This is a genomic window from Streptomyces sp. NPDC087270, assembly GCF_044744625.1.
Lineage (GTDB): Bacteria > Actinomycetota > Actinomycetes > Streptomycetales > Streptomycetaceae > Actinacidiphila.
This window is the reverse complement of the sequence record NZ_JBIUYR010000022.1, coordinates 96,747-108,987: the sequence shown is the minus strand read 5'-3', so window position 1 is coordinate 108,987 and position 12,241 is coordinate 96,747. Positions and strand designations below refer to the sequence as shown.

The window sequence follows — 12,241 nt, the reverse complement described above, 5'->3', positions numbered from 1 at the left end:
GCAAAGCGGACTGCGATCAGCAGCGACACGACGGCCGCAGGCAGACGTCGCGCTGCCCACACACGTCGCCCAAGTCGGCGCGGTCGCAGGGCAGAAGGCTTCAGCCCAGGCCCGCGCAGCCGCTGATCGAGGTCGGACTACGCCTCGCCGCCTTCCACTCGACGTCGCCCTCGATCAGTCGGCCGACGGCGAAGCCGACCGCCCCGAGCGCGGCCACGAGTATGAACGCGCCGAATCCCCCGAACCACCCGGCAAAGGCCAGCGCCATGCCCACCAGCAACCCGATAACTGCCCTGCTCATACTTCACCTCACATGATGTGCCAACTCCGGACTTGGACGAGGAACCGAACCTCATGGCGAACTCGGATCTGAGTCTGAGTCTGAATCTCGGGACCGATGCCGACCTGGGCCTCTGGATTGCGCGCTTCGGCTCCGAGGCCCGAGGCTTGCGTCACTCGACGCGCGAGTCAGAGACCGGCTCGTCGCCGTCGAGCAGATGCACGTCGTTGACAGCGACGTTGACTTCGACCACTTCGAGGCCGGTAATGCGCTCCACGGCCACTATGACGTTCTCGCGGACGTCACGGGCGACGTCGGCGATCGGGACGCCGTACTCGACGATCACATCCAGGTCCACCGCGGCCTGGCGCTCGCCGACCTCGACCTTCACTCCCCGCCCCACATTGGGACGGGAGCCGGGCACACGGTCGCGGACAGCACCAATCGTGCGGGACAGGCCACCACCCATGTCGTAGACACCGGGGATCTCGCGCGCAGCCATGCCCGCGATCTTGACGACCACGACATCGGCGATGGACGTCTTCCCCCTGTTCGCAGCCGGCTCGCTCGCGCCGGCACTGCCACCGCTGACCGTCGTGGAGCCCTGACCGGGCTTCACGCCGCTCTCCACCATCTTTCGTACGGGCGCCTCAACCTGCTGTGCAACCATCGCTGTCTCCTTGATCGTGCGTTGTCGTGACGTGCGGTTAATGAGTTGGACCCGGCCGGCGGAGATTCGTCACGCATCCGCGGCGAAGATTTTTTCCGAGCTGATCCGCCCGCACGGCGTGACATCCGGCGATCTCGCGTGTCGAAGACAATGAGCGAACGAAAGGAGCCGCCGCGTGTCGGGGTACCGCAAAATCACCAGGCCGGGCAGCGCAGACACCGGCAGCACAGCGCCGCCCGGCGCCTCGAAAGCCGTCGCCGCGCCCGCGGCCAAGGTAGAACTGCCGCCGGCGGCAGCACCGGCCGATCTGTCTTTGTCCGAGCCACCGTTGTCCGACCCGCCGGTCGACGGATTGCTGACCGAGGAATTACTGACCGACGAATTGCTGGCCGTACGCGCGGGAGAAGGGGACGAGGATGCCTTCGCGACACTCGTACAACGGCATGCCGGACCGCTGCTGCAACTCGCCGAGCGGCTGCTGGGCAACCGCGTGGAGGCCGAGGACGCCGTTCAGGACGGCTTCGTCAGCGCCTGGCGCAGACTGCCCGAGTTCCGTGGCGAGGCACGGTTCAAGACCTGGATGTACCGAATCGTCACCAACCGCTCTCTGAACGTCCTGCGCTCGCGCCGCCCGCTCGTCCCGCTCGACGGCACCCCCGAGCTCCCGGCGCCGGACCACCAGACCTCACCCGAGCGCGTGACCGAGTCCCGAGCGGCCACGCGCGCCCTGGCCGAGGCGATGTCTCTGCTCTCGCCGGAACAGAGAGCCTGCTGGGTGCTCAGAGAGTTAAACGGACAGACGTACGAGGAGATCGCCGAACTGGTCGGAATCAGCCCTCAGGCGGTTCGCGGGCGCATCTTCCGTGCACGACGCGGCCTGACGGAGGCGATGGGCGCATGGCGATGACCAGCAACCCGGGCGGAGCCGGCCGCCTGCCCGGCCAGACACCGGAGCCACTCCCCGACGACGAGCAACTGCTCTGCGGCCGCATGCTCTCCGAGGTGTGGGAGTCCACCGACAGCGGTGAGAGCGACCAGCACGCCCTCCGCTGCCCTTATTGCTCGGCCGCGTTGGCCGACCTCGATCTGCTCGGCGGCGCGATCAGGGAGTTGCGCTCCAGCACGCCTCCACCGATGGACACCGCCTCCCTCTCCGAACGCGTCATGGACGTGGTCCGCTTGGAGCTGCGGCCCGGTCGCACACTGCCTCTCGGCGAACCCGAGGAGGACGCGTGGATCACCGAGGCCACGGCGGCCAGGGTTCTCCGCGCCGCAGCCGAGTCGCTGCCGGGAGTACGGGCCGGGTCATGCCGAATCGCGCCCGTGGCGATGGACGAGCTGAACGATCCGCTCCTACCGGCTCGCCCCGGGCTGCCCGGCCGGGAGCCGGTCCGGGTGCGCCTGGAAGTGACGTTCCCGTTCGCCCCCGACCTCAACGAACTCGCCGACCAGGTACGCCAGGAGGTCTTCGCAGCCGCAGACCGCCAACTGGGCCTGCGCGTGGCGGCGGTCGACGTACGCCTCACCGATCTCCTCGATGAGGCGGTCAGCGAAGGACGGACCCGATGACCCAACCCGCCGCCCGCGAGGTACTCACCGCCCAGGTCGCCACCGCTGTCTGCGAAGTGCCCGGCGTCGCATTCCTCAAGCCCAGTCTCAGCGGACTGCTGAGAGCGTCCATACGCTCCACGACACAGGGAGCATCGCGCCAATCTACCGAGGGTGTCCGCCTCACCCCCGGTGAGGGCCGGCCGTCGTGGACGGTGAGCGTCCACGTCGTCGCCCGGCGCGGCCATCGCGCGCTCGACGTCGCCCGCGCGATACGGGAAGCGGCCACGGCCGCTCTGGCCGTGACCTCGGTGAATGGCCAGTCACCGCCGCCGGTCACGGTCAGCGTCACCATCAGCGGGATCGTCTGACCCGGTCCCGGTCCCGGTCCCGCTCCCGGTCCCGGTCCCGGTCTCGGTCCCGCCGTGCTCCCGACTCGGCCACGCCCGGCCACGCCCGCCCGCACCCGCACCCGCACCCGGGCAAGCCAGGACAGAGCGGGATATGACGGCCCAGGTCCAGCAAAGAACACGGCCAAGAGAGGGTCCGACGACGGGTTCAGCCCAGCAGCAGCGATGTGGGCTGAGCCGAGAGCGCCTGGTCCAGTACCAGGGACGCCGCTCCCACGGCGGCCACGTTCTCGCCGAGGGTGGTGGTGACGACCGCAGTCGGGTGGGTCGCCTTGACGAACGGCGAGCGCGCAACCATCGGTTCTATGACAGGAAGGAGATGATCGGCAAGCACCTGCCAGGTCGTACCACCGAAGACGATGGTGTCGACGTCCAGCAGGGTCGCGGCAGCGCAGACACCACGGCCGATACGGACAGCAAGTTGATCGATGATGGACTTCGCCGCCTCGTCGCCCTCGGCGGTGAGTGAGGCCAGCCGTTCCACACCGCGCGGGGCGTCGGCCGGGTCCAGCACGGTGAACTCCGCACCGAGCACGCCGAGTGAGATGGCCTCGTCGACGAGGGTCCGGATCGAGCAGCCCGCGCCGAGGCCGCCGACCTCGCCCGCGTTGCCGGAGACACCGCGCAGCACGGTGTCCTGCACCACCAGTCCCATGCCCGAGCCAGTACCGAAATAGAAGAAGAGGAGGTTGCGACTCGCGGTGGCCGCGCCGGCCCAGCGTTCGGCGACGACTGCGGCGGTGACGTCCTTGTCGAGGAGTACCGGGTAGCCGGTGGCCTCACTGAGCCGGTCACGGAGGGGGAAGCTGCCCCACCCGTGCAGTTCAGGAGGGTCGAGTACCTGGCCGGCCACGGTGTCGACGGGACCGGGTGCGGCAACGCCGAGGCCCAGTATCCGTTCGGCGTCGACGCCGGACTCGCCGACCAGGGCGGCCACCGAGGCCGCCATGCCCGACACGATCTGGTCGGAGCCGCCACCTCTCGGCGTCCGCTCGCTGTACTGCGCCACCACCGCGCCCAGCAGGTCGACCAGGACATAGGTGATGACCGCCGGGTCGAGGTGCACCCCCACAGCGTGCCGGGCCGTGGGGACGACCTCCAGGAGGGTGCGCGGCTTGCCAGGACCCGTGCTCCGCTTCCCGGACTCCCGCGCCACGCCCTGGTCGAGCAGTCGGCGGGTGATGTTCGAGACGGTTTGGGCGGACAGGCCGGTGGCCTGGGCGAGTTCGACCCGGCTCAGCCCGGACGGGTGTCGGCGGATGGCATCGAGGACGACGGACTCGTTGTAGTCGCCCATCCGCGGCAGGTTGGTGCCGCGGCGGATCGGCGGTCTGTCGTTGCCGGCGCTGTCGATGGTCGTCAACCGTGCCTCTCCCAGCCTCGGATGGCGGACGCGGCACCAGGCCACCGCCCCTTCGACGGCGTTGATGGGTGGCATGGTACGCCACCGGATTCTCCGTCCGGACCGGTCCGCCGAGCCGCCGGTCCGGGGTCGCTTCCCGTGCCGGCGGCCGACATCGTTCGCTCCGTTCGCTGGGTGTGGTCGCGGTCAGGCGCGGGGAAGGCGCAGGGTCACCATCTGGAAGGGCCGCAGGGTGAGGACCGCCCCGCCGTCCGCCGTTTCGAGGCCCGCGGTGTCGGTGAGCGGCCGCTCCAGCAGGTCGGTCAGCCCGGCACGGTCGGCGGCGAAGCCGTCGGCGCGGAGTGTGGCGCGGGCGCGGCCGCCGTTCGCCTCGTAGAGGCGGACGACAAGGTCGCCGCTGCGGTCGTCGGCGAGCTTCACCGCGCTCACCACGATCGCGTCGTCGTCCACGGTCACCAGGGGGGCCACGGCGTTCGCGCCGGAGGTGCGGCGCTCGGGGAGGTTCGCCCGGTAGCCCTCGCGGACGGCGTCGGCGATGGTGGCGCCCGGCACCAGCGCGTGGCGGAAGCGGTGGACGCCCTGGTCGGTCTCCGGGTCGGGGAAGCGCGGGGCCCGCAGCAGCGAGGCGCGCACCGTGGTCGTCGTACCGGCGTCGGCTCCGGCGCGCACCGCACGGGTGACGTCGTGGCCGTATGTCGCGTCGTTGACGAGCGCGACGCCCCAGCCCGGCTCGTCGAGGTGCACGAACCGGTGGTTGCACGCCTCGAACTTGGCCCACTCCCAGCTCGTGTTCTGGTGGGTGGGCCGGTAGACATGGCCGAACTGGGTCTCGGACGCGTACCGGTCGGCGCGTACGTCCAGGGGGAAGGCGAGCTTGAGGAACCGCTCGGTCTCGTGCCAGTCCACCTCGGTGTCGATGTCGATCCGCTTGGCGTCCGCCGGAAGCGACAGCAACTGGACGACCCGGGAGTCGCCGAAGGCACGTTCGACGCGGACCGAGGCGCCGTCGACACGGAGGTCCGCGACGTCCGTGAGGTCGGCGCCGACGTTCCGGTAGAAGGCGTCGACGTCCCACGCGTCCCACTGGTTGGGCAGGTCGGGGTGGAGCTGGAGCAGGTTGCCCGCCTGCCCGGGGGCGATGGACTCGCGTCCGGCCGCGATGTCGTAGGCCGACACCACCAGTCCGCGCGCGTCGATCTCGACCCGCAGCAGACCGTTGTCCAGGATGTAGCCGCCGCCCTCGCGCACGGCCGGGGTCACCGTCTCCGGCGAGCCGGCGACACCCGCGCCACCGGCCGGAACGCCTCCGCGCCCGTGCGGAGCCGAGTTGAAGACCACGTCGCCGACGCCGGCCCGCTCCCCCGAGCTCCCCGCGCCCTCTCCGGTCCCCGCGAGCGCGCGCTGCGCCTCGCCGATGATCCCTTCGAGCTCCTCGGCCACGAGCGCATAGGTCCGCCGCGCCTCACTGTGCACCCAGGCGATCGACGAACCGGGCAGGATGTCGTGGAACTGGTGCAGCAGCACCGTCTTCCAGATCCGGTCCAGCGCCTCGTAGGGGTACGGCGCCCCGGTGCGTACGGCCGCGGTGGTGGCCCACAGCTCGGCCTCGTACAGCAGGTGCTCGCTGCGCCGGTTGCCGCGCTTGGTCTGCGCCTGGCTGGTCAGCGTGGCGCGGTGCAGTTCCAGGTAGAGCTCGCCGACCCACACCGGCGGGTCGGGGTACTCCGCCTCCGCCTTGGCGAAGAAGTCCGCGGGCGCCTCCCACTCGACGGTCGCCGACCCTTCGAGGCTGCGCAGCCGAGCGGCCTTGGCGACCATCTCCCGGGTGGTGCCCCCGCCTCCGTCGCCGTATCCGGTCGGCGCGAGGGAGCGGCTGGCGACGCCCTTCTCCTTGAAGTTGCGTGCCGCATGGGCGATCTGGCGGCCGGCCATCTCGCAGTTGTAGCTGTCGACGGGCGGGAAGTGGGTGAAGACCCGGGTGCCGTCGATGCCCTCCCACGCGAAGGTGTGGTGCGGGAAGGTGTTGGTGCGGCTCCACGAGATCTTCTGGGTGAGCAGCCACTTGGAGCCGGCGGCCTTGATGATCTGCGGCAGGCCGGCGGCGAAGCCGAAGGTGTCGGGGAGCCAGACCTCCTCGTTGTCCACGCCGAACTCTTCGATGAAGAAGCGCTTGCCGTGCACGAACTGGCGGGCCATGGCCTCGGACCCGGGCATGTTGGTGTCGGACTCCACCCACATCCCGCCGGTGGGCACGAACCTGCCGTCCGTGACCGCCTGCTTGACCCGGGCGAACACCTCGGGCCGGTGTTCCTTGATCCACGCGAACTGCTGGGCCTGCGACATCGTGAAGATGAAGTCGGGATCGTCGTCCAGCAGGGCCGTCATGTTGGACGCGGTGCGCGCGACCTTGCGGACCGTCTCCCGCAGCGGCCACAGCCAGGCCGAGTCGATGTGCGCGTGGCCGACCGCGCTGATCCGGTGCGCGGCCGGAACCGCGGGCGCGGCGAGCACTCCCGCCAACTCGTCCCGCGCGGCCTGCGCGGTGGCGTTCACGTGCTGCAGGTCCACGGCGTCCAGCGCGCGGCTGACCGCGCGGAGGATCTCCCAGCGGCGCGCCCCCTCCAGGGGCAGCTCCGCCATCAGCTCGCCGAGCACCTCCAGGTCCAGGACCAGGTTCCACACCGTCTCGTCGAAGACCGCCAGCACCATCTGCCCGAGCACGTACTGCGGCGCGTCGCCGGCGGTCGCGCGGTCACCGAGCACGGTGGGCTGGAACGGCACCTCGCCGTCGATGTCGGGGTTGGACGCGGCCTCGATGTGCCAGCGGACCGTCTCGCCGCCCGCGACCGGCGAGCCGACGCGTACGGCGGAGTTGCGCGGGTGGAGCCCCTTCACCGGGGTGCCGTCGGGCCGGTAGACGAGGCCCTCGCATTGGAATCCGGGGGTGCGCGGGGTGAATCCGAGGTCGAGCACGGCCTCGACGGTCCGGCCGGCCCACTCGGCGGGCACGGTGCCGCTGACCTTGAACCAGCTCGTCCCCCAGGGCGAACCCCACGGCGTGCCGGCGGAGATGGGCTGCGTCGTCGCCGACAGCCCCTCCGCTACGGGCACGGGCTCGCCGGAGGTGGACCAGATCTCCACGGTCAGCGGCGTCGTCTCCGGGTGGATCGCCGGACGGATGCGCTCCCGCAGGACGCGCTCCAAGCGTGCCTCGACCAGTTTGCGGTCGTCATGCATGAGGACGGTCTCCTGATAGCTGGGCTCGACAGGGCGGGGTGCCGGTCAGAGGCCGGTTGCGGCGCCCGGGTCCGGGCGCTCGCAGATGGGGTTCGACCTTTGACGTCTACGGGGGAACGGGCAGCGTACGTCCGGCACGAGGTCCACCTTCGGCGACCGAGACATTCTCGGCGTTCCGCATATGACGAACATTCCGGACGGTCGATTCGTGCCCCTTGGGCGACGGGACGAACCCGCCGCGGCTCACCAGGGGATGACGACCGGCCCAGCCGCCGCGGACGACGAGCGCCCGCCGGGTGTCGGTGGTCAACGTGGTTGCACGCTCCCATCGGCGCTGCGCGGCAGAGCGCAGCGGTCGGGTTCTTACGGCATCGGCCACCAGCCGTCCTGGCGCCAGGTCATGGCGATCAGGTCCTCCGCACGGCAGGTGTCGGTGTAGTGCCGTTCGAACCTACGAACCGCCCGCCGAGTTTGTCAATACGTTTTACGAACCCCTCCGTCATTGAACGGTATTCAATGCGGAGCGCTTCGCTCCGGAACCGGGTGGTACGGCCAGGCGGTCTCCCGGCCGGTCCCCCGGGCGCGCTCTGGCAGACGCGGAGGCCCGGCGCGGGCATCCGGACACCGTTGTTCATGGCGCTCGTCCGGCCCTTGCCGGGCATGGCGGTCCTCGTCCGCGGAAGTCGGTGAACGTCGCGGAAGTCCCCGGACCGGCGGTACGTCCGGCGTTAGGGCCAGCGGTACGTCCGGCCGGACCGGCGGCGGTACGTCCGAGCGTGGTGCGCTGCGCCGTGGGCGCCCTGCGCGTCGTCGGCGGCGCGCCTCAAAGACGGCGGTGCGGGCCAAAGACCGCGGCGCCGTCAGCGTTACCGGGCGATGTCGAACGTCCGGGCGGCGGAGTCGTAGGAGGAGGTCTTCGCGCCGGGCATCTTCCCCCCGGCCGCGAGGCTGATGTCGACCCGCGTCACGTCCTTGCCGAGTCCGGCCGCCGCGGCCACCCGGACGCGGACCCGCGCGCTGGCACCCGCCTTGAGCGACGTGCTCAGCACATGGCCGACCGCGTTGGCGGACCGCGTCACCGCGACCCACCGGTGGCCGTCGTACTGCTGCATGGTGAAGCCATCGGCCACATCGGCGCCGGTCGGGTCGCAGCCGACGACGTCGTCCGCGCTGCACGGGGAGATGTTGAGCCCGGCGTCCACCTGCGCGATGTCCCGGGTGGACACGTTGTGGACGGCATACGTCGCCTCGGTCCAGCGCCCGTCGCGGTGCAGCGTGGTGCCCTTCATGTCGAGCACGCTGACGGTGAGGGCCGCGAGCGGCGCCTTCACGCTGTCGCTCGCCAGGGTGCGGCCGGCCGAACTGAGCGTCGCGTGCACGGCCACGGCGTCGTCCGCGCCGGACGGCCCGTACTGCGGGTTGAGGTAGAGGCGCCAGATGTCCTCGTCCTTGATGGGCACGGTGTAGCTGCCGGACAGGGTGTCGAGCCCGGCCTTGGGTCCCGCGGACCTGGCGAGCTTCAGGGTGGGCCAGCCGTCCCAGCCGGTGGACCCCACCGGCTCGTACTGGGTCTTCAGCGACTTGCCGGCCGGGACGTCGAACCGCAGCGCGACCTTCACCTTCGGAGGGTGCGCTCCGTTGGTGTGCATCGACAGGGCCAGCAGGCCGTCGGTGCCCCGCGCGTAGGTGTCGAGCGCTTGCAGCTTGAGGGACACCGGCGGATCGGGGGTCGGCGTCGGATCGGCCTTGCTCCCCCCGTCCCCGCCCCCGCACGCCGCGACCACCGCGGCCACCAGCACGGCGGTGACCGCCACCCGCCAACGCGACAGCCCGACCCGCATCCCGAACCCCCATGGCCTCGCCGATCAAGAAAGAGAGCCCCCTGAGAGGCTTCAACAGCATAGGCAGACTCGGTACTTCGGGCCGGAACTTCCGCTGCTCGCAGGCACGACGCCGGTCGTCGTACGCGGCGGCAACAGTTGGCGGCCAGCGGCCTGCGTTCGGCGGCCAGCGCTCAGCGCTCAGCGCTCAGCAAGGGCGCCCCGGCGGGCCGGCCGGACCGTGGACGTCGCAGCCGGCCCCACGCATCCGGCCGTCAATCCATGTCCACGCCGGCCAGGGCGTTGCCGATCAGGCGGGTGGCGAACTCGGGGTCTTCGGTGAGCTGGTTGATGTGCTCCGCGAGGAGGAAGGCGGTGGCTTCCAGCGGGGTCATCTCGCTCTCGGTCCAGTAGCCGTACTGCTTGCGCCACAGGCCGGGGCCCAGGCCGGTGGCCGCGGCGATCACCAGGCCGGCCATGGTGGGAATGGTCTCCGGGCGGACGCTATTGGGCATCTTGCGCATCGTGCCCACGAGGTCGGGCACCACGTGTTCGATGGCGTCCTTGCCGTGGTCGTCGTAGGCCGCCTGAAGCCACCGCATGAACATGTAGACGAGCGTGCAGGCGCCGTCCAGCACGGCATCGGCTTCCTTGGGGCTCATCGACGCGGTGAACTGGTCGATCAGGAGCTGCTGTTCAGGATCGACCCCGGTCCTGTTGGCGTGGACGGCCTTGAGCCGGGAGTCGATCATCATGAGGGCCGTACCCACGTCGCCCACCGGGGCGAACTCGGGGCTGCAAGGCGATGACACCAGTTTTCTCCTCAACTCATGCGGAACAGAGGGGCGTTCCCGACGGCAGCTCCCTCGCAAGCCGGCCGGCGGGCGGTTACGGGAAAACCGTAGGTCGACAACTCCCCCCTGAACGGCCCAGATCCGTTGCCGCGTCATACAGGCAGATACGGGGACACCCGGTGCGAGGACCGAACAAAGCGCTCATTCGACGGGCCCGGCCTTTTCCCAGCCCGATCGGCCCCACCCTCGGCCCCGACAGCAGCCCGACCGGTCACGCTGCCCCTACCGCCCGGCCCGGGCCGGACACCCGCCGGCACCGCAGGCACCACCGCACCGCCGTCCCCAACCGAAACAGGCAGCGGGCAGCAGGTGGCGGGCGGCGGGCAGCCCGTGCCGCGCCCACTCGGTCTCGGTCTCGGCGGTCCGCATACGATCCCCACGCGGTCGACCCGTCCGGGGAAGCGGCCCGCTGCCCGCGGCCACCTCGTCACCGCCGGCCATCGGCACCCCTCGCGGCGGCGGCCCGCCGTCAGGAAAGCCGCGAAAGGGACAAATGTGGAGCCCCCTGTCGGGTTCGAACCGACGACCTACGCTTTACAAGAGCGTCGCTCTGGCCAACTGAGCTAAGGAGGCGCGGGGGCCAGTGTACCGGGCCAGGGGTGTGGGGGTGTGGCGAAAATCTTGCCCCGGGGGCTGGTGACAAGACGGAAATCGGCAGGTAGCGTCACGGTGAGCCCGCTGGTGAGGCGGGCTGTTCGATTTCGCGGAACACCTCCGGAGCCACTCCGGAAGCTTCCTTTACTCGGATCGTCCGGCACGTTCCTGCCGGTGAAGGGACTGTGAACAGTCATGGCAACTGTCACGTTCGACAAGGCGACCCGGATCTACCCGGGCGGCGACAAGCCCGCGGTGGACGGGCTCGAGATCGAGGTCGGGGACGGCGAGTTCCTGGTGCTGGTCGGCCCGTCCGGCTGCGGCAAGTCGACCTCGCTCCGCATGCTCGCGGGGCTGGAGGACGTCAACGCCGGCGCCATCCGCATCGGTGAGCGCGACGTCACGCACCTGCCGCCGAAGGACCGGGACATCGCGATGGTGTTCCAGAACTACGCGCTGTACCCGCACATGACCGTCGCGGACAACATGGGCTTCGCCCTGAAGATCGCGGGCGTCAACAAGGCCGACATCCGCAAGCGGGTGGAAGAGGCCGCGAAGATCCTCGACCTCACCGAGTACCTCGCGCGCAAGCCGAAGGCGCTCTCCGGTGGTCAGCGGCAGCGTGTCGCGATGGGCCGCGCGATCGTGCGTGAGCCGCAGGTCTTCCTCATGGACGAGCCGCTGTCGAACCTCGACGCGAAGCTGCGTGTGCAGACCCGTACCCAGATCGCCAGCCTCCAGCGCCGGCTGGGCGTCACCACCGTCTACGTCACCCACGACCAGGTCGAGGCCATGACGATGGGCGACCGCGTGGCGGTGCTCAAGGACGGTCTGCTCCAGCAGGTCGACAGCCCCCGCAACATGTACGACCGCCCGGCCAACCTCTTCGTCGCGGGCTTCATCGGCTCCCCGGCGATGAACCTGGTCGAGGTGCCGATCACCGACGGTGGCGTGAAGTTCGGCAACACCGTGGTGAACGTGGCGCGCGACGCGGTGAAGGCCGCGGCCGACAAGGGTGACAAGACGGTCACCGTCGGCGTCCGCCCCGAGCACTTCGACATCACCTCCGGCGCCGGCGGCCTGTCGAAGGAGGGCCCGGAGGGCCTGGCCGTGACCGTCAACGTCGTCGAGGAACTCGGCGCCGACGGTTACGTGTACGGCTCCGCCGAGGTCGGCGGCGAGCACAAGGACCTGGTGCTCCGCGTCGGCGGCCGCGAGATCCCGGAGAAGGGCGCCGTGCTGCACGTCGTGCCGCGCCCGGGTGAGAGCCACGTGTTCGCCACCTCCACGGGCGAGCGCCTCAGCGACTGAGCGACCGAGCGCCTCAGCGGCTGACACCAGCGCTGACACGAGCGATTCGGCGGGGGGGGGGGGGGGGCGGGGGCGGCGGGGCCGCCCCCCCCCCCGGGGGGGGGCCGCCCCCCCCCGCCCCCCAAACCCCCCCCCCCCCCCCCCCCCCCCCAAA

Annotated in this window: 10 protein-coding genes and 1 tRNA gene; 4 read left to right on the top strand and 7 right to left on the bottom strand. The window is 70.7% G+C overall.

All coding sequences use genetic code 11. The features are described 5' to 3' along the window. Window positions 1-100 precede the first annotated feature (100 nt). Both ACIPAE_RS33835 and ACIPAE_RS33830 read right to left on the bottom strand, forming a co-directional pair. The gene (locus ACIPAE_RS33835) at window positions 101-301 is read right to left on the bottom strand and encodes a hypothetical protein (RefSeq protein WP_402450528.1); all 201 of its coding nucleotides are present in this window, start codon (window positions 299-301) and stop codon (window positions 101-103) included. Between the two features lie 151 nt (window positions 302-452). Beyond that, entirely contained in the window at window positions 453-914 is a 462-nt protein-coding gene (locus ACIPAE_RS33830) for an Asp23/Gls24 family envelope stress response protein (RefSeq protein WP_329374060.1), read from the bottom strand. A gap of 364 nt (window positions 915-1,278) precedes the next feature. Between ACIPAE_RS33830 and ACIPAE_RS33825 the strand changes: the two genes are divergently transcribed. The 3 genes from ACIPAE_RS33825 to ACIPAE_RS33815 are packed head-to-tail and all read left to right on the top strand — an operon-like array spanning window position 1,279 to window position 2,869. Continuing rightward, a complete protein-coding gene (locus tag ACIPAE_RS33825; RefSeq protein ID WP_402450596.1) occupies window positions 1,279-1,857 on the top strand; it encodes an RNA polymerase sigma factor in 579 nt (192 codons plus the stop codon). Beyond that, window positions 1,848-2,519, top strand: coding sequence for an Asp23/Gls24 family envelope stress response protein (locus tag ACIPAE_RS33820; RefSeq protein ID WP_402450526.1), 672 nt, complete (start codon window positions 1,848-1,850; stop codon window positions 2,517-2,519). Before ACIPAE_RS33825 ends, ACIPAE_RS33820 begins: the two co-directional genes overlap by 10 nt. Then, window positions 2,516-2,869, top strand: a complete 354-nt coding sequence (locus ACIPAE_RS33815; RefSeq protein WP_366412618.1) for a hypothetical protein — start codon at window positions 2,516-2,518, stop codon at window positions 2,867-2,869. Before ACIPAE_RS33820 ends, ACIPAE_RS33815 begins: the two co-directional genes overlap by 4 nt. Window positions 2,870-3,056: 187 nt before the next feature. On the opposite strand, the gene ACIPAE_RS33810 is transcribed toward ACIPAE_RS33815, so the two are convergent. The 5 genes from ACIPAE_RS33810 to ACIPAE_RS33790 form a co-directional block, all read right to left on the bottom strand. Beyond that, complete coding sequence (locus ACIPAE_RS33810) at window positions 3,057-4,205, bottom strand: ROK family transcriptional regulator (protein ID WP_329374064.1); 1,149 nt, start codon at window positions 4,203-4,205, stop codon at window positions 3,057-3,059. A gap of 252 nt (window positions 4,206-4,457) precedes the next feature. Further along, the gene (locus ACIPAE_RS33805) at window positions 4,458-7,508 is read right to left on the bottom strand and encodes an alpha-mannosidase (protein ID WP_402450525.1); all 3,051 of its coding nucleotides are present in this window, start codon (window positions 7,506-7,508) and stop codon (window positions 4,458-4,460) included. Between the two features lie 866 nt (window positions 7,509-8,374). Then, a complete protein-coding gene (locus ACIPAE_RS33800) occupies window positions 8,375-9,349 on the bottom strand; it encodes a hypothetical protein (RefSeq protein WP_402450522.1) in 975 nt (324 codons plus the stop codon). Between the two features lie 254 nt (window positions 9,350-9,603). Then, complete coding sequence (locus ACIPAE_RS33795; protein ID WP_366412621.1) at window positions 9,604-10,140, bottom strand: hypothetical protein; 537 nt, start codon at window positions 10,138-10,140, stop codon at window positions 9,604-9,606. 538 nt (window positions 10,141-10,678) lie between these two features. Further along, window positions 10,679-10,755 (bottom strand) — tRNA-Thr (locus ACIPAE_RS33790). A 216-nt stretch (window positions 10,756-10,971) separates the two neighbouring features. On the opposite strand from ACIPAE_RS33790, the gene ACIPAE_RS33785 reads away from it, so the two are divergent. Next, window positions 10,972-12,087, top strand: a complete 1,116-nt coding sequence (locus ACIPAE_RS33785; protein ID WP_329366166.1) for a sn-glycerol-3-phosphate ABC transporter ATP-binding protein UgpC — start codon at window positions 10,972-10,974, stop codon at window positions 12,085-12,087. Window positions 12,088-12,241: the final 154 nt, after the last annotated feature.

Bases quoted from the DNA above. Each gene is read 5' to 3' on its own strand.
- ACIPAE_RS33835 (WP_402450528.1), bottom strand. From the start codon at position 301: ATGAGCAGGGCAGTTATCGGGTTGCTGGTGGGCATGGCGCTGGCCTTT.
- ACIPAE_RS33830 (WP_329374060.1), bottom strand. From the start codon at position 914: ATGGTGGAGAGCGGCGTGAAGCCCGGTCAGGGCTCCACGACGGTCAGC.
- ACIPAE_RS33820 (WP_402450526.1), top strand. From the start codon at position 1,848: ATGGCGATGACCAGCAACCCGGGCGGAGCCGGCCGCCTGCCCGGCCAG.
- ACIPAE_RS33815 (WP_366412618.1), top strand. From the start codon at position 2,516: ATGACCCAACCCGCCGCCCGCGAGGTACTCACCGCCCAGGTCGCCACC.
- ACIPAE_RS33810 (WP_329374064.1), bottom strand. From the start codon at position 4,205: ATGGGCGACTACAACGAGTCCGTCGTCCTCGATGCCATCCGCCGACAC.
- ACIPAE_RS33805 (WP_402450525.1), bottom strand. From the start codon at position 7,508: ATGCATGACGACCGCAAACTGGTCGAGGCACGCTTGGAGCGCGTCCTG.
- ACIPAE_RS33800 (WP_402450522.1), bottom strand. From the start codon at position 9,349: ATGCGGGTCGGGCTGTCGCGTTGGCGGGTGGCGGTCACCGCCGTGCTG.
- ACIPAE_RS33785 (WP_329366166.1), top strand. From the start codon at position 10,972: ATGGCAACTGTCACGTTCGACAAGGCGACCCGGATCTACCCGGGCGGC.